This window comes from Gimesia aquarii (assembly GCF_007748195.1).
Taxonomy (GTDB): domain Bacteria; phylum Planctomycetota; class Planctomycetia; order Planctomycetales; family Planctomycetaceae; genus Gimesia; species Gimesia aquarii.
Genome location: NZ_CP037920.1, coordinates 4,024,749 through 4,041,049, shown reverse-complemented (window position 1 = coordinate 4,041,049; position 16,301 = coordinate 4,024,749). Strand labels below are relative to the sequence as shown.

Genomic DNA, 16,301 nt, shown 5'->3' with positions numbered 1-16,301 from the left:
AAAGAATGAAGTGGACAAAAAATAAAAGGGCAGCAACCAACACAGGTTACTGCCCTGTAGTCACAACTGTTTCTATTATTTCTTCTTCTGAATACAGAACAATTGGCTACCTGTGCGAGCAAGCAGATAGTCGTTGACAAGTGCGACGCCGTAAAGCGTTGGTCGTGAGAACATGGCTGCGGAACGCAGGCGCTGGCCAGTCTCTTTCGCGGTGGGAATGTTATTGACCGGTGGTGCCTCTTCGGTCCAGAGCCGGTTTTCCGCAACCACTTCGAATTTGGCTCCGGCTTTAAGCACTGTGGTGTTGCCGTTCTTACCGAAAAAGTAGATGTGATCGCCCAATCCAACCGGAGTGGCCCAGCAGGATTCCTGAATGCGGTTGGTGTAGGCGGGCTTGCCGGTTTTTAGATCCAGGCAATATACCACCCCTGCACGGTTCACCCAGTAGGCATACCCCTGATGTGCGATGGGGGTGGCCCAGGAGGGAACCGGGCTGGAATTGGTCCAGACGAATTCCGGCTTCCATGTGTCACCCTCTCGGCCGACCTGAAATAAGCCGTTCGACTTCTTGGCCAGTTGCTCGTTCTCCCCGGAGCGACCTGGAGAAGCACCCACCAGAAAGCGGCCATTCCCAGTGGATAGAGGGCTGGTTTTGTTGTTGCCCCCTACTTTGTCAAACGACCAAAGCAGTTTGCCGGTCGCAGGATCGTAACCTTCCAGACTACCAGCAGAACTGCAGACGATCTGCGATGTCTCACCCACGGGAACCAGCGTTGGCGAACTCCAACTGACGCGGCTCTTACGGTCGGCTTTCCAGAGTTCCTTTCCGTCGGTCTTGTTCAGCGCGGTCAGATATGAGGGCCCTTCATCGTCAATCATGACGATGACTGCGTCTTTGGTCTGCACTGGTGAAGCGGACAGGCCAAATTTATTTTTCGGCGCCCCATAGCGATCCGTCAGAGAGGCGGTCCACTGGAATTTTCCGTCATGTGAGATAGAGACGACATCACCACTTTCGAAGTAAGCGTAAATCCCTTTCTCATCCAGCACCGGCGTCGGAGCAGCCCTGCTGATGTAGACCGTGTTCTTTTCGGCATACGTCGAAGGCTGTGTATGAATCCAGAGTTGTTTCCCTGTCTTCAGGTTGTAACAGATGACGTGCAGCTTGTCCTTGTTGGGGCCTTCGACCGAACTCACATATACCTGGTTGCCCCAGATGACGGGGCTCGACTGTCCATAACCGGGGATCTCAGATTTCCAGGTCAAGTTGTCCTGCGGAGACCAGTTTGTAGGAATGGAATTGGCGGTGATCTTCGAGGAGTCTGCTCCCAGAAAACCGCGCCACTGTTCTGCAGCTGGGAGAGAGGAAGTAACACAGAGTAGCAATAGTGCAACAAAAGAATATTTCATCATCAGGTCCTGATTTAATGATCAACGTGATTGAAACGAAAACATCTGAGGGAAAGATGAGTTCGATTAGAACTCACCAATGACTTCCCCTCCCGAAATACTAGCCAGTGCCTGCCAAATTTCAAGGCTGATGTTCTCACTGATGAACCTCACCGCGCCATCACCGAGTAATACGTTCACGCCACCGATATGACGACTGCGGGCACTCTTGGATGAAGCGAAGCGGGAATAACAGTCGTTCATTCGGGAGTTGGGATTACGAAAGTGATTGTATCCCGTATCGTTCACCGAACCATCGGCCCATTTTTCGCCCCGCTGAAACGTTACTGTGGCAGAGTTGTCCAGGCACCAGGAGTCGCTTACTGAACTGGCCGTCGCATTCCAGACGGAAGCCAGATTCCAGTCGGTTGTATTATTGGCAACGCCACGTGTTGAATCAGGAGCAGCACTGCCAATCAGGTGTTCTGAAAAGAAAACGGTATTTGAGAGACCATCGGTTACATCGCGCGCTTTGGTGCGTGAGTCAATAAAGAAGGCACCATCTGTGTCAGTGTAAGCGCCGCCGTCCCGTCCTGATCCCTGGCAGGCGACATAATTTGTCGCACCCCAGTCGTTGCTGACGACTTCATGGGTGTCAGAAGGGCAAAGAAAAACAGGCACTTTGGTTTTGACTACGTCCGAAAGGCCCGGATTCGTCACGACTGATGGTGGTGGTCCTGCACTGAAAATGTAGAGGGGGGCTTTTAAATCAAGCTGATTGTAGATATTGGACTGATCCAGGTAAGGGGTCAGCATAGCAAGGGCTGACCAGCGGTAGAAAGACTGGTTTGATGGATCAACGGGGGCTTCTTCCTGATCACGTTGTGAAGGAAAATACAAAAACGCATCGTGATGGTTATGTAGTGCCAGTCCCAACTGCTTGAGGTTATTTTTACATTGAGTACGTCGCGCTGCCTCGCGTGCCTGTTGTACTGCAGGTAAAAGTAAGGCAATCAGGATGGCTATGATGGCAATCACGACGAGAAGTTCAATCAGGGTGAATCCACGCCGCGAACTGGTTTGCTGGGAAAGTGAATTCAGTTGAGTACGAATACTGTTTTTTTTCATGGGATTGATTTCGTTATTGTAAAATGTTGTAGTTACGAGGCGCAGGAAGGCTCTCGCGTATACAAGCGGGTTGGAATGTGAAGGAGGATGTTGAATTGATCTATTCACATGAGACTGTGCTGGTAGATTCAGAGTGGGTAGAACCCTGGATCTAGAGGCGCAGACTTATCGCCCAAGAGGGGCACAGAACTATAGATCTTATTTTCAATAGGCAGATAAATCTCAGCTGATCCGAGGAGGAGGCTCTGGTGGTTCCAACGAAAATTCAGGTGTTTTGTGCGAGCCTGGAGTGATCCTCGATTCGGAAACGGGAAAGACATTATTGGTCGGGAGCCTGACAAGAATAGCCCAGGGGATGCTGTTCCCAAAGAGCCCTTGCCCTTGGCACTTTTGTATCAACAGGCCGATCACAGGACCGGACTCTGGTTGTGAAGATGATTTCGCATTGGAGGTGCTAGGATGAGCGGAATTCTTCTGAGTGGAGCAACTCTTTGCTGGCGGTAATCCTCTCATGTTTTTTTAACGCAGCAATCTTCAGCCTGTCGGGTTTCATAAACCGTTTGGACCGGTTCTACCCGTACCAACTGCGTGACGCATTCAGGGGGCGTTACCTGATTTGCTCTCGCCCAGACAAGTTTTTCCCGGTTGGTGAAGCAACAACATGTCTTCCAGCACTGTCCGGCTGACTGGCAGCCACAGGGCCGATTCTGGCACGGGAACGGGACAGTCCGGTCTTTCTGAATTCCAGCAGGGTGGCTCAGGGAACGTGGAAAAAAAGAGAATACTAAAGCACATAACAAAACCAAGCAGATCACACTGCGTACGATACGCCGTTTTGTATTATTGAGCCCGGAAAACATTGATTTACCTGACGGCGATACTTGATCCGTCGAATGAGGGCTCACTCTCTACGCCAAAAAGTCTATCACTCTGAATCAGCAAATACAAGAAACTTATTCTAATGAGTTTCGTAATTTGGTAGCCTGGCGAACGTTGTGATGTTATGTTTGGGAAACGCGATGCACAGTCGGCTTTATCGTTGTATTTCCCATTGGCAGGAGATACAGTTCATAGCTGCGATGTTCTGTCGGGCGTTCGATTATCCAATCGAACAGGAAGCCGGTGAGAATCCGGCACGGGACCGCCACTGTATGCGAGGAGATCGCCAGCATTGATGTCACTGTGAATTCGTTTCATGGGAAGGCGCTGGTCAGATCGTTTGACTTGTGAGTCAGAATACGGCCTGGCAGGAACGCACCAGCACTGCTTCGATCTTATCTGGAAGTAGGTGTTATGTTCCTGAGATCCGGTGTCGGTCTCCATGGCAGCCTCGAAGACCCGAAGCCTTGCGCCGAAAGGTTTTTTCATGTTTCGTCTCAAGCCGCGCCATCTCAGGCGTCATGCTCATGCTGCGCTCACCACCGGCTTTACGCTGATCGAACTGCTAGTCGTCATTGCCATCATTGCAATACTGATTGCATTATTGTTGCCCGCGGTACAGCAGGCTCGTGAAGCAGCACGCCGCCTGCAGTGCAAGAACAATTTGAAACAGATCGGAATCGCACTGCACAACTACCACGACACGCATCGGGTCTTTCCCAAGGGAGGCTACGGGGGCTTTATGTCAGCAGCCAATGCCAGCAATCCGGCGCTGAAGCAAACCGGATTGACACTCAGTTGGGGAGCGGCCATTCTTCCCGGCCTGGATCAGGCCAACCTGTTCCAGAAGATCAATCAAAATGAATGGTACGTTCACCCCGACAACGTTCCAATCGGCCAGACAGTTCTGCCGGTTTATCTGTGCCCATCTGTTCCCTCGCCAGAAATGCTCAAGCCTAGCGGTGACCAGACATCAGCGCCCGAAAGATTCGCACGCTCTGACTACGGAGGAAACTGGGGAGAACGAGGACTTCGCTGCTTCCCAGCAACCAACTGTCAGAACAACTATGGAGGTACGGGGGCAGATGCCTATCGGGGCATGTTCCCGTTGCTGGGGGCTCCCAGTGTCCGTATGAGAGATGTCACCGATGGAACCACGAACACGATCTTAGTCGGCGAACGCCTAATGGACTGCATTCCATCTGGATCGGCCACAAGAATGTTTTTGACCAGAGTGCACCGGTAAACGGTCGCTACGCGTCTCCGGGTGATACGCAATGGCAATCGTGCATCACCTTTGGTGGCACAGCCAATCCACCTGGAAAGCTCGGTTGTGATTTCGGACAAGAGTTTCACAGCTTCCACACAGGCGGTGCTCAATTCTTGCTGGTAGACGGCTCTGTCCGTTTTGTATCCGAGAACATCGATATCGTGACTTTCTCCGCTCTGCTATCCCGCAAAGGGGCGGAAGTCATTGGCGAATTCTGAGCTGTGATAAAAATGATTGAACCAGCAATAGATACCGTCCACGCTTTGAAAGGAGGTGATCCTAGTCTGTTTCTGCAATTTTGAATAGATATCGTTAATAAAGAAATGAAACCACTTTGAACTCGCGGAACAAACTGTCCGAGTGCAGCCGCCTAGTTATGCGATTACAGGCCTTCAAAAGCTGACTCAATTTTGTTTGGTATTTCAAATGCTCTTTTGAGCATAGTTTGAATTCTATTAATGGTATCTTTAAAAAATACATCGCTAACTAATTGGATTACCTTCTTGTTGAACGCTTTCTACGCTAAATCAGTGGGTGGTATCCACGTTAGTGATGAATGATGAAGAGATATTAACACTTTGCCGTCTAGCTTATGATATGCGAAGGTATAATCAGCGCGGGTCGCGTCCCCACCTTCATTAACAAAAGTGTAGTGCCCCATGTCTTTATAGCCCAGGCCGCCAGCCTTCAAGATAGGGCCAGCAGCGCTCTGAAATTCTACATGTTTCCATCCATGGTTTAAGAATCCACCGTCGTGTGGGTAGTTCGCGTTCCCCCCTACGAAATAGGAGCGCGCTCCTGCCTCATCAAGACGGATTACATCAGCTAAGGTGGGTTTAAACAGTAGCGGCTCATCAGGCGAGCCAAAGTCGTATAGTCCAAGAAGTGTTTCCACATCTTGCTCAATTACGGCTTTTACCCATGCACGTTGTGCGTTGACCACTTCAGCTTTTGTTATCTTCTCAAATCTTCTCATTGCTAACCCACGTATAATAAAATGTTGTATAGATTTGGTTAATTCTCGCTTTTCGAAAATCATACATGACTTGTTATTCAATTGCATGGACTTGTTCATACATCATGCTGCGATGGAACAAATGCGCGCAAATTGATCATTTTTGTTCTGATATGATGACCCACATGCTTCATATCACGCGTTGTTGCTGTATTATGATATCAGCCGAGAAAAAAAATTCAAGAAGTAGTCTCACACTGTGCAACCCAATCAGAAAACGTTGTTTAGAGTGTGGTATTTAGATATATGCGATAGCCAGAAAATATAGGCTGGACAAGATCTATCTAATCGAACCCGATTTCGTGAAAACGTATGAGTTCTTCGGGCGCATAAAATGTTTGCTTTAAGAGTAATTTGATCGGACAATCCGAGAGCCGTGTAAACCAAAGTTTTCTGGTTTGCTATGACTTCGCAAATACGCGTGGTTTCCACTCACATGTATGGTGTCTACGAATTGGGGCGAATTACAAGACGTCTGAAGAAACGGCGGACAAGAATTTTGGGTCTCGAACAAGAAAGATTATCCGGCGAGCAGGCTTGGAAGTCTGGCCGAAACCGTTCCAGAATTGCAGGTCCAGCCATCAGACAGAATTGGATCAGGAATTTCGGACGTACTTTGTATGTGCGTGGCTAGGTAATACTCCGACGGTTGCTCACAAACATTATTTGACAGTAACCGACGACCACTTTGAAGCGGCAGCAAAAACTGGGGACGCAAACACTCGCGGTGACTTGCAAAAGAAAAGTCACAGAGTTCATAAAGTGCTAGAATACAAGAGTTTTTCAGCAGTTGTGGCCATTCTTGAAAATAACAAAATAGCGGTGGAGGGATTCGAACCCCCGACACGCGGATTATGATTCCGCAGTACGATAATCGTAAAATTATTGTAGATCAATGGTTGTGATTTATATTTTAAATCGCTTGTACCAATGCTTTGCCTTTGAATCTTGCTTCTTTTACTCTGAATATTTCATGTATCTGAAAACTAAGAAGATGACCCTGCCAGATATTCTATTCTGATTGACATTGGGTAAAAAACGATTTCACTCAGTAGCATTTTTCCTTGACAATTGGCACATACAAAACTGAGTTCGACATTCGAAGAGCATGATTTTAGTCTTGTCAAAATTTTGCGATATGTCTTGACAATTTTTTTGTAATAGCTTCTAGAAATATCTACATGTAGTTTATTTGGCTCACGTGGTCTAACCTTATGCTTTGTCATACATGTCAAAGCTTCCTGATGAGCAAGTGAGAGAAAATGGGGGGGAGCTATGTAAGGTTATCTTATAAATTTTGTCCAAACGCAAATACTCATCGTATAAATGACGGAGAATGCAAATCTTTAGTTTTGTTTGAAGCGGATTTTCGACGGCTTAATACAAAAACTTTTACAGTACTCCCTTCTTTTGCAAAAGTTTCTGCTGCTGGATCTTGTCCGCAAACCTCAAATATTTTCTCACCAACTTCAGCGTAGGGACCTGCTACGAATCGAGTCTTAAAACCTGATCGTTTTAGAATAAATTCTGCTTTTGAAGCATGAAGACCTGTAATAGATGGAACTAATTTCATACCAATAGGTTGCCTTACTCTTTCTTTTTGTTTGTATTGAGCCAGGTCAGGATAAAAAGAACAATTATCATCAAAGAATCCTTTAAGCCAAAGGTTTCTATCAACATTAGTTTTCTGTGTTTCTACCTCTTCAAAAGTGTAATAAACAAATTGTAGTCTTCGTGGGAAACTAATTTGAACTTCTTTTGGTAAATATGTTTTATGATTTAGTACAACTTTTATTAAGCAGCTGTTGATGTTCCGGCCGTTTATATCAAATGGTTTGAGTACTAAAATAATGTGGTTTTTAGAATTTTCAATGAGCTTGATTTCGAACAATTCCTTAGCTCTCACTACTGTCATTTCAAAAAAAAACGAGGGTGGGATTTCCATAATATTATCATGCGATTTTTTTTGAATTAAGTCGATAGGAACAATTTCAAAAGTCAATTTCTTATCATTAACTAAAATACTTTCCTGACTATTATTTATCCATTTTTTCGCACCACTGCTAATAACTTTATATGGCAGACCTTTAGTTTCGAATTTATTATAGCTTTTATCACTTTGAACAAATATTGGCTCATAAGTATCAAAACGGCTTACAGCCTGTTTTTCAAAGTAAAACTTGCCTTCGGAACGCTTTTCGATGCTTAAAACTCTATCAAATAAAGATCGCTTAAAAGAACCACGAATTGCTTTATAAGAAGCAGCCTTATTTTGCCAGTTTAATAAAACCTCTTCTAAATCTGGATGTGTTTTTTGGGGAACAAGTATTTGTAGTTGTGCATTACTATGCGGGGCGGCCACAAGGAGTAATATAAGACAGAAGAGAATGGGTGATTTTAAGTGAAGAAACCATTTGTTATTCATAACCATTTCAATCATCCTTGATTTATGGGCAGAAACTTCTTCGTTATTTTGAAGCAGATTTTCGACGGCTTATAATAAAAAGTTTTACGGTAGTTCCTTCTTTTGCAGAAGTTAGAGCCATCGGCTCCTGTCGGAGGACTTTATGGGGACTCTCACCATCATTTGCATATCGCCCTGCAAAGAGTTGAGCTTTAAAACCAGATCGTCTTAGAACAATTATTGCATTATGAGCGGTTAGGCCAGTAACCGAGGGGACAACGTTTGCACCTATGGGAAGGAATTCTACCTCTACCTGTCTATGCTTTGTTAGATCAGGGTAGAAAGCGGAATCATTATCACCAAAGAATCCTTTAAGCCAACGGTCTCTCTCTACGTCAGCTTTTCGTACTTTCACATTGTTAAAAGTGTAAAGCACATCTTGCCTTCTTCTTGGAAAGTGAAATTGTACTCCCTCTGGTAAATATGTTTTTGGATTAAGTACAACTTTTGCTAAGTAGAAGTTAGAGTCTAAGGCTATTCTATCGAGTGGTGTTAGAAATAAGATAATTTGATTTGACGAATTTTCGATGAGTTTGAAATCGAATAAATTCTTAGCTCCTGCTACTGGCATACCGAAAAAAAATGGGACTGGTCCTTCCATCATGTTAATATCATTTGCTATAGGGCGCGGATCGATTGGAAATTTTTCAAAAGTTCTTTCCTTGTCATCAATTTTAGTAACTTTCCGTCCAACGGATATCCATTTTGCTCTACCACTTCCAATAACTTTAAAAGGCTTTTCGATAGTTCCTGGCCCAATTTGATTTACAACTCCATTGGCTATTATTGGTCCATTGGTATCTATGCGAGTTATATTCGGTTTTTCATAGTAAAACTTTCCTTCAGAAATTTTTTCAATTCGTAAAACATTATCAATCAAAGAACGAGAATAAAAGCCACGAAAGGCCTTGATGGGAACGGTTTTATTTTGCCAGTTTAGTAAGATCTGCTCTAAATCTGGATGTATTTTTGGTAGAGCAGGAGCTCGCTTTTGAGCATTACATTGTGAGGTAGGTGGAAATAGCAAGCCAAAACAGACAATGGCTATAATTCCCAAAAATAGAAACAATTTATTATTCATAACTGACTCAATCACATTTAAATGGTCTTATGCCCTATGCGTATATGATTAAAGTTTCTTAAGGATAGTAGGTGCTCAAAAAAAGAGTATAAACTACTATTGAGAGACTTCATACCTCAAAAGTAGAGAAAGCTGCGTAGTGTAGGCGATTTTCAGTATGTTGGCTACCTGATTCGATTAGAATGGAACGATTATATTTTGTGTTGGGATTTGTTTGATTGAGCCTCATTAAGTAGTTCGCTGAAGTTTTTTGTATTGTTGATAGATTCACTTGGTAGTGTTTATCCTTGAAGATGGATCGAAGTATTCACAGCGAGTACGGAACCGGTACGTTAGTAAAACTGTTTTCCCTGAATGGTGTGCCAAAAGGCATTCGGAGCTATGTCCTCAGTTCATTCCAAAAACCGTTCAACGCTGGTTGTGCCAATTCGAGATCAAGCCGTTATATATCGAGTAGATGCTCTGTGGGATAACGGGTATGTTGAAAGTTTCAACAACCGATTCTCCGAGGCCAGTTTCTGGAAGTAGAAGAGTTCAAAGTTCTCTCAACAGTCCGGCGGTTGAGAGCGACTTGAAAAGTGGATTATAACGAATAACATCCTCATAGTTGGTTTGGATATGTCACCCCAGCAAAGTCTGCGAAGGTTGTGCAATTTTTAATCGTGCTGCGCGCACTACGAAATCACCTAAAACCTGCCATTATGCCATTAAAAGAGTAGCTACAGGTTTTAAGGTAGGTTTGACTTGCTTGACAAATAACCTAAAAAAAATAAAATAGATATTCATTGGTCAAGTTCAGCGTAAAAATGCAAATTATTCCCTGGAGAATTCTATGTTTTACATATCGCGTTTTGGGGGAGTTGGACTTGTCAGTTTTTTTCTGTTAATACAGAGCACCTCTGCAGATCAATCTAAATCACATCCAATCCATTCAGCTGAAATAGAAAAAATCTTTCGACAATGGGAATCCATGGAGTCTGAAATCAAGACTGCTAATTTTACTTTAGACCGGTTTATTTTTCGCACAAAAAATTTTAAAGAGGCTCCTACCAAATTTGAAATCACAGAAATTATAACAACGAGGCTATTACCATTAGTTAAATTGAAATACACATTGGAAGATTTAAAACTTGCAACCAATGATTTGGTTAACTCGAAAGTCTCTGCAAAACGAGAATGGAAGGGTAACTGGGTGAGGTATGAAGTAACTGATGATGGTGAAAAGCTACTTAACGAAGCATCGTTTGATGTAGACAAGAAAAATAACATAACATCTAAATATACTAGATTTAAATCAAAAAACGCAAATATAAGGTATGTTGAAGCGAATCAATCTGCACGCGTAACAAAACAGAGTTCCGCGGTTAAATATTTTTCTATCAAAGATCTTCGACTCATACCAAACTTAGTAATGCTGAAAAATGAAAAAGATCTTCAATTACTAGAAACAGAAACTGAACTCAACCAACTTTTAAGCAAGAAATATAATTTAGAGTTCAATAGTAATAATGGGTTTGTGCATAGGTTGACTACTCTTAATGGCTCTGGTTCTCCATTGAACGAAGTTTTGCAGTTCGAGCCTCAAATGACTACTACAGGTATTAGCGTCCCTTCTATGATTGTCAAATATTATTTTACTGAGGACTCTAGGGTTCGATCTTGTTTAATCTTAATTCTCAGTAAACTTAAACTTAATGAAACGTTCTCTGAGAATTCCTTTCAAGTTCTTGTTCCTAAGGGGACAAGTATTAGTAATGTATCGAAAAGTAATACGGTCATTGGCCAAGAAAAGACCCAAGAAAGTGAAACAGATGTTTTAAGCTTTTCAAAAGACATTCCTGATTTCACTCATCGACACGAACAATTGTTAGGAGATGATGACAGAAATTCTAGTATTAAGTGGGCTATAGTTATAGGAATTAACGTCACTTTTTTTGTCTTAATTATTGCCATGGTCATCCGTAGAAAAAAGTCGAATTCAAAATAAAAAAAGGTTTGTTTATTTAGTTTTAATTTTATTTCAAATGAAAGTTTGGACTATGAAATTTATTACTACCCCTCAATGTATGCTGATTAATTTAGTAGTCATTTTTGATCTCTTTATAGCTTTTACTCCCTCCTATTTAGGAGCAATTGGTGGTGGTGGTGATTACCCTCCGCCTGCTGAAAAATGTATTAATGCAGATTACGAAGAAGGTGGTCAAAATACGATAAACTGTAGTGATGATCCCAATGATCCAGGTCAATGCATTGTTAATGATCCTCAAAATTTTCCAGGTTGCCCCGACACAAAAGCTAAACCTGTTAATGCTAGCTGCGTTGATGACCCTTCGGCCACCATAGGAATTTGTATAACTCATGTTGGTACGTTAATGATTATGAACTACTGGTCTCCTGGATGTGACATAGATCCAAATGGAGGATGTACTTGTAACTATATGGAGGATGAATTAGTTCCAGAACCTGGAGTAACAAAATGTGGTTTAGATCCTAATCCATAGGTAGTTAGAAAATGCGATATTTTTAATCTACAAAAAATTACTTTGTTTTAGAAGTGTTTTTATAAGTTCCTGATTAATTATAGCGAGCGCGTAGTGATCGAGTCCGAGGAATAGATAATTAAAGCTTTTGCATAGTGGTCTGCTGTTAAAAAAACGTACCAGTTGTTATGAAGAATACCAGTCCTCATAGTGGGTTCAAGGAGATTCAGAATGACAACGAAAAAACGTAAATAACATACCCCCGAACAAATAGTTCGAAAAATGCGAGATGCAGATGCCACGCTCAATGCAGGACAGAATATGGCCGCCGTGCTTCAGGCTCTGGAATTCAGCGAATCGACTTTCGAACGCTGGCGAAATCAATATGGCGGCATGAAGTCAGAAGAGGCAAAACGACGCCCTCGGTTCGGTTATCCTCGTATTGGCTGTTTACTTCGCCAGAAAGGCTGGCAGGTCAGTGATACACGGATATTTCGTCTATGGCGTCGAGAAGGGTTAAAAGTGCCTCAAAAGAAGAGAAAACGGAAACGTTCGGGAACCAGTGTGAATGGTTGCCTCTATCGTCACTCTGAATACAAGGATCATGTTTGGTGTTGGGATTTCATATTTGATCGCACAACAAACGGCAGTCCTTTGAAGTGTTTGTTAATCATCGATGAGTACACTCGTGAGTGTCTGGCATTGAAGATGGACCGGAGTATTAAGAGTGAAGATGCCATTGATACATTGGCCGAATTGTTTGCGATGCGTGGCGTTCCGAAGTGCATTCGGAGCGACAATGGCCCCGAGTTTGTGTCGAAGGCAATTCAGCGTTGGTTGCAACAGTTGAAAATCGAAGCGTTGTATATGGAACCAGGTTCCCCCTGGCAAAATGGTTACATAGAAAGTTTCAATAGTCGTTTCCGGGATGAATTCCTGGCGATGGAAGAATTCGAGTGTTTGTCGTCAGCCAGGAAACTGACGAATCAATTCAGAGATGATTACAATCAGATTCGACCACACAGTTCGTTGGGGTACGTTGCCCCAGCAGAGTTTGCGAGTCGCTGTGCAGTTGTAGTCAGGGCGCAGCCCGATTGCAAACTGCACAGCGAAATTACCTAAACCAACCTTCATAAGGGCTGGTACAAGTTTTTAATGCAGGTCAATCCTGTATAGAGAAGTTTCATAATGCTTGTTGATATCCCCAGTACTTATCAAAAATATTTTTTGGTACTATTTATCTTTTCTCTTAGTTGTTCCTCATCCAAGGATAATTTTTCGTGTCAGATTATAGGCGGTCCAAGTCAGTCTATCGGCCCAGTGTATAGTTCCAATCCCTTTGAATGGTTTTTAACTTTAAAAAACACCGGAAGTAGTCCCATACTATTATCCAAACAAATTAAAACATCGTGCCAGTGCACAAAAGCTTTTGTGCTAGATGATCGAGTAATGCCAGGAAAAGTAACACATATTAAGCTTTTAATACACCCATCACAGAGTGTGCGTGACCAATTAATTACTTTATCAATTCCATTTCTAGAACCTCAGACAATTCCTCCCATTTCATGTAAACTCACGTTTAAATTTGTTAAACGTTGGACTATTACACCTAAGGCCTTTAGCTTAACAGGAGCGCCCGGAACTGTTAGTGAAGATGCTTGTATTGTAAAATCGCATTCAAGTGAGCATCGTCTGAGAGTTACCTCAATTACAGGTCTTCCAGATTTTATCACAACCAAACTGCAATCTAGACACTTAGCATCTGATGATTCTGAAGAACTCTCTATTAGCTTTATTTGCAAGTTTCCTGCTGAGCCAATTTCCCAACGGTACTCGGTATTCATTCATACTAATGATGAGAAGAAACCCAAAGAAAAAATCGATTTAGTTGTAGAGTCAAAATCAATCATCTATTCAAACCCGCCAAGTATCTTCGTCTCTTTTAGAGATATTCAGCAGGGCGACAAAGAAGTTACTCGGTTGGATCTTACTACTCAAGACGGTTACCTAATAGAGAATATTTCGGTTAATGAAACAAGTAACATTTCACTGGATACTCAGAAGGTAAAAGACAATAATTTTCTTGTAGATGTAGCTGTCGACCCCCAAAATTTATCAAAGGGCATTCATCGGTATCATCTTTCTGCAATAGCCCGTTCCGGAAATAAAAAGCCTCTGACTCTTGATGTGCCAATAATTGTTGTTATACCACCAGAAAATTGATGAGAAGAAAATTACATAGAAATTAATCTTTGTTCAGTCCAATAGTCAAAGTTAAAGTACAAATCACATATAACATTTTTTATCCCCCCTTGGAAAACTATCAAGCGACTAGTACTTTGGAAAAACGGTCAGAGATTAAAAATTATACTTTTGCAACCGTTGAGATTGTGAGTTGGCTTTTTCCAAACACAGTACTTACGGGTTTGGTATTTTTACTATTTCTGATTGAACAGATACTACATTTCATTAATCATACCAGTATCTGGATTAATGGTGGGTTAACCGTAGGGGCACAATTAGGATTAGTTGGAATTTCTTTTCTCGCATGGACACTTATTATCTGGATCGGCTATTCGTACTTTAAACTAGTCATCAGAGTAATCAATCGTGTCTCTTTGAATGCTTATGAGCGAATAATCTTTATTGTGTCTCTCATTCCACTTGTTATTTTTGTGAATTTATACATTTGGAGTTGGGTATTTTTCGCCAGACTGGGTATTTTTCCAGACCTCGATGCGATTTATTTTGCAGCGCTCAATGTAAATATGCTTAGTAAATACTTTTGGCAAGCTGAAAGATCAATCTGGGTGATGACTCTCATTGGAATACTTCTGATTTCTTTTGTCTGTTCGCTGGTTTTTTCTTGGTGTTTGAGACAACCAAGGCTGTTACGCAGATGTGGGAAAGACTTATTTATTCCACAAATTATCATCTTTCTTGTATGTATAAACACTGTGTTTTTCTTATCTGATTTTCTTTCCAGCAAGCACTATCAATTACTTGAACCACAAGATCGAATCGAAGCGTTAAAAAATCCATGGGCATCTTCTACTTTTGAGTTGCGATATCATACCAACCCGACAGTTACACTAGCCTGCAGTGTTTTCAATGGTACTGCTAATGTATTAACTGATGAAATACCTTTAAAATACATGTCTCCTTTGGGGAGCATAAAACCTGGATTTTTCCCTGCTATCTCCCCAGATAAAAAAAAGAATATCATTCTGATTACGATTGAATCACTTCGTAGTGATACAATTTTGATGGAACACCAGGGGAAACTGGTAATGCCTCATGTGGAAAAATTGGCTAGAAATGGACATTTCTTCCCTAATTGTTATGCCAGTAGCACCCACTCTGATTATTCTGATCCCGCAATCTTATCATCACTTTATCCATTGCGTAGCACGCGTACTCATTTCTACGGCAAAGAAGATCCTTGGCCGAAGGTGATGATTTATGACTTACTCAAGGAATATGATTATGCTACTGCCATGTTCTCTTCACAAAATGAAGCGTGGAGTAATATGCATCTATTCTATGAGAGTCCTTGTTTAGATATCTTCTTTGACTCAAGAACATATAAAGGACAAACAATTTCTGAAAAGGGTTATTTCTCCCATTGGCAATCAGAAACAGGTATGATTGCTGGAAAATTAGATGATGCAATTACTATTGACCACGCTATTGATTGGATGGAAAGACAACACCAACAACAAATACCTTTTTTTATGTCTCTCAATCTTCAAACATCACATTTTCCATATGAACGTCCCGATGACCAAGCTGGGCCTTTTCATCCATGTAAACTTGACTCTAAAACAACGCTCTATGATTATTCTCTTGAAGAAAGGCCTGTAGTTAAAAATGCTTATTTTAATGCATTAAACTATGTAGACTTACAAATTGGGCGACTTCTCGACTCTCTACAAAAAAATGAGATCAGTGACGAAACTATTATTGTGATTACTGGGGACCATGGAGAAGCTTTTTATGAAAACGGGTTCGCGGGTCATGCAACTTTCCCATTTGAGACTGTGTTAAAAGTTGGATTAGTTATAAACTCTCCTACTATTAATGCTCCAAAAATCGATAAGTATCTCGTACATGCAGTTGATATAGTTCCCACTATTACTGCCTTTCTTGGCATTCCAACACATCCTGCCTTTCAAGGAATCGATATATTCTCAAAAGAAAGACCTGCGAATGATGAAAGGGTTATTTTCGTTCATGCTTGTAACCCCATTGTTAATACTGACGCAATTGTTACTGGCATTGGTTGGAAGTATGTAATTAATCATCGAACTGAGAAACACAAAATATTCTTGCTACCAACAGATCTTGAACCTCATTCTAACCTGATAGAAGAAGAAAATCAGGTGGCGGAAATACTACACAGACTTTGCTCAGAATGGCGGAAAAATCAACTTACATATTATAATTCAACGCGTTACTATAATTGGTTTTATGCACCAAAACCACCGCGCATTCGGAAAGAAGATTTGGCGGTTTTGAGAAAACGTGCTAGTGAATTGTAAGAGTAGTTTATTACCTCTTGGCAAGCGGTAAAAGCAAAAATCTCTCCATACATA

14 protein-coding genes and 1 riboswitch are annotated in these 16,301 nt (G+C 42.0%); of the genes, 8 read left to right on the top strand and 6 right to left on the bottom strand.

Features of this window, described 5'->3' with window-relative positions; translation table 11 throughout:
* Positions 1–75 precede the first annotated feature (75 nt).
* Positions 76–1,410 (bottom strand): outer membrane protein assembly factor BamB family protein, encoded by a 1,335-nt coding sequence (locus V144x_RS15680; RefSeq protein ID WP_144990943.1) that lies wholly within the window; start codon positions 1,408–1,410, stop codon positions 76–78.
* Between the two features lie 66 nt (positions 1,411–1,476).
* On the bottom strand, positions 1,477–2,517 hold the full coding sequence (locus V144x_RS15675) for a DUF1559 domain-containing protein (protein WP_144986066.1): 1,041 nt from the start codon (positions 2,515–2,517) through the stop codon (positions 1,477–1,479).
* Positions 2,518–2,793: 276 nt separating this feature from the next.
* Here V144x_RS15675 and V144x_RS28415 point away from each other — a divergent pair, with 276 nt between their 5' ends.
* Positions 2,794–2,949, top strand: a complete 156-nt coding sequence (locus V144x_RS28415) for a hypothetical protein (protein ID WP_197998455.1) — start codon at positions 2,794–2,796, stop codon at positions 2,947–2,949.
* A 77-nt stretch (positions 2,950–3,026) separates the two neighbouring features.
* On the opposite strand, the gene V144x_RS15670 is transcribed toward V144x_RS28415, so the two are convergent.
* Positions 3,027–3,377 (bottom strand): hypothetical protein, encoded by a 351-nt coding sequence (locus V144x_RS15670; RefSeq protein WP_144986065.1) that lies wholly within the window; start codon positions 3,375–3,377, stop codon positions 3,027–3,029.
* A gap of 212 nt (positions 3,378–3,589) precedes the next feature.
* A riboswitch (cobalamin riboswitch) is annotated at positions 3,590–3,778 on the top strand.
* Between the two features lie 105 nt (positions 3,779–3,883).
* On the opposite strand from V144x_RS15670, the gene V144x_RS15665 reads away from it, so the two are divergent.
* Both V144x_RS15665 and V144x_RS28915 read left to right on the top strand, forming a co-directional pair.
* On the top strand, positions 3,884–4,642 hold the full coding sequence (locus V144x_RS15665; protein ID WP_197998454.1) for a DUF1559 domain-containing protein: 759 nt from the start codon (positions 3,884–3,886) through the stop codon (positions 4,640–4,642).
* Positions 4,588–4,884: an H-X9-DG-CTERM domain-containing protein gene (locus V144x_RS28915; protein ID WP_197998972.1), complete on the top strand. Its 297-nt coding sequence runs from the start codon at positions 4,588–4,590 to the stop codon at positions 4,882–4,884. The genes V144x_RS15665 and V144x_RS28915 overlap by 55 nt, the downstream gene beginning before the upstream one ends.
* A gap of 299 nt (positions 4,885–5,183) precedes the next feature.
* Here V144x_RS28915 and V144x_RS15660 read toward each other — a convergent pair whose 3' ends face one another.
* The 3 genes from V144x_RS15660 to V144x_RS15645 form a co-directional block, all read right to left on the bottom strand.
* On the bottom strand, positions 5,184–5,729 hold the full coding sequence (locus tag V144x_RS15660) for a hypothetical protein (protein WP_144986064.1): 546 nt from the start codon (positions 5,727–5,729) through the stop codon (positions 5,184–5,186).
* Positions 5,730–6,996: 1,267 nt separating this feature from the next.
* Entirely contained in the window at positions 6,997–8,112 is a 1,116-nt protein-coding gene (locus tag V144x_RS15650) for a PASTA domain-containing protein (protein WP_144986062.1), read from the bottom strand.
* 37 nt (positions 8,113–8,149) lie between these two features.
* Positions 8,150–9,226 (bottom strand): PASTA domain-containing protein, encoded by a 1,077-nt coding sequence (locus tag V144x_RS15645; RefSeq protein WP_144986061.1) that lies wholly within the window; start codon positions 9,224–9,226, stop codon positions 8,150–8,152.
* Positions 9,227–10,058: 832 nt separating this feature from the next.
* Here V144x_RS15645 and V144x_RS15640 point away from each other — a divergent pair.
* The 5 genes from V144x_RS15640 to V144x_RS15620 all read left to right on the top strand — a co-directional run bounded on the left by V144x_RS15640 (position 10,059) and on the right by V144x_RS15620 (position 16,247).
* Positions 10,059–11,213, top strand: a complete 1,155-nt coding sequence (locus V144x_RS15640; RefSeq protein WP_144986060.1) for a hypothetical protein — start codon at positions 10,059–10,061, stop codon at positions 11,211–11,213.
* Positions 11,214–11,265: 52 nt separating this feature from the next.
* Positions 11,266–11,727 carry a hypothetical protein gene (locus V144x_RS15635; protein WP_144986059.1) on the top strand — a complete coding sequence of 154 codons (462 nt, stop codon included), beginning with the start codon at positions 11,266–11,268 and terminating at the stop codon, positions 11,725–11,727.
* 261 nt (positions 11,728–11,988) lie between these two features.
* A complete protein-coding gene (locus tag V144x_RS15630) occupies positions 11,989–12,828 on the top strand; it encodes an IS3 family transposase (RefSeq protein ID WP_232102544.1) in 840 nt (279 codons plus the stop codon).
* A 66-nt stretch (positions 12,829–12,894) separates the two neighbouring features.
* Positions 12,895–13,929 carry a DUF1573 domain-containing protein gene (locus V144x_RS15625; protein WP_144986058.1) on the top strand — a complete coding sequence of 345 codons (1,035 nt, stop codon included), beginning with the start codon at positions 12,895–12,897 and terminating at the stop codon, positions 13,927–13,929.
* 116 nt (positions 13,930–14,045) lie between these two features.
* On the top strand, positions 14,046–16,247 hold the full coding sequence (locus V144x_RS15620) for a sulfatase (RefSeq protein WP_144986057.1): 2,202 nt from the start codon (positions 14,046–14,048) through the stop codon (positions 16,245–16,247).
* The last annotated feature ends 54 nt before the right edge of the window (positions 16,248–16,301 follow it).

Excerpts from the sequence above, each read along its gene's own strand:
- V144x_RS15680 (WP_144990943.1), bottom strand. The coding sequence starts at position 1,410 with ATGAAATATTCTTTTGTTGCACTATTGCTACTCTGTGTTACTTCCTCT.
- V144x_RS15675 (WP_144986066.1), bottom strand. The coding sequence starts at position 2,517 with ATGAAAAAAAACAGTATTCGTACTCAACTGAATTCACTTTCCCAGCAA.
- V144x_RS15670 (WP_144986065.1), bottom strand. The coding sequence starts at position 3,377 with ATGTTTTCCGGGCTCAATAATACAAAACGGCGTATCGTACGCAGTGTG.
- V144x_RS15665 (WP_197998454.1), top strand. The coding sequence starts at position 3,884 with ATGTTTCGTCTCAAGCCGCGCCATCTCAGGCGTCATGCTCATGCTGCG.
- V144x_RS15660 (WP_144986064.1), bottom strand. The coding sequence starts at position 5,729 with ATGCAATTGAATAACAAGTCATGTATGATTTTCGAAAAGCGAGAATTA.
- V144x_RS15650 (WP_144986062.1), bottom strand. The coding sequence starts at position 8,112 with ATGGTTATGAATAACAAATGGTTTCTTCACTTAAAATCACCCATTCTC.
- V144x_RS15645 (WP_144986061.1), bottom strand. The coding sequence starts at position 9,226 with ATGAATAATAAATTGTTTCTATTTTTGGGAATTATAGCCATTGTCTGT.
- V144x_RS15640 (WP_144986060.1), top strand. The coding sequence starts at position 10,059 with ATGTTTTACATATCGCGTTTTGGGGGAGTTGGACTTGTCAGTTTTTTT.
- V144x_RS15635 (WP_144986059.1), top strand. The coding sequence starts at position 11,266 with ATGAAATTTATTACTACCCCTCAATGTATGCTGATTAATTTAGTAGTC.
- V144x_RS15630 (WP_232102544.1), top strand. The coding sequence starts at position 11,989 with ATGCGAGATGCAGATGCCACGCTCAATGCAGGACAGAATATGGCCGCC.
- V144x_RS15625 (WP_144986058.1), top strand. The coding sequence starts at position 12,895 with ATGCTTGTTGATATCCCCAGTACTTATCAAAAATATTTTTTGGTACTA.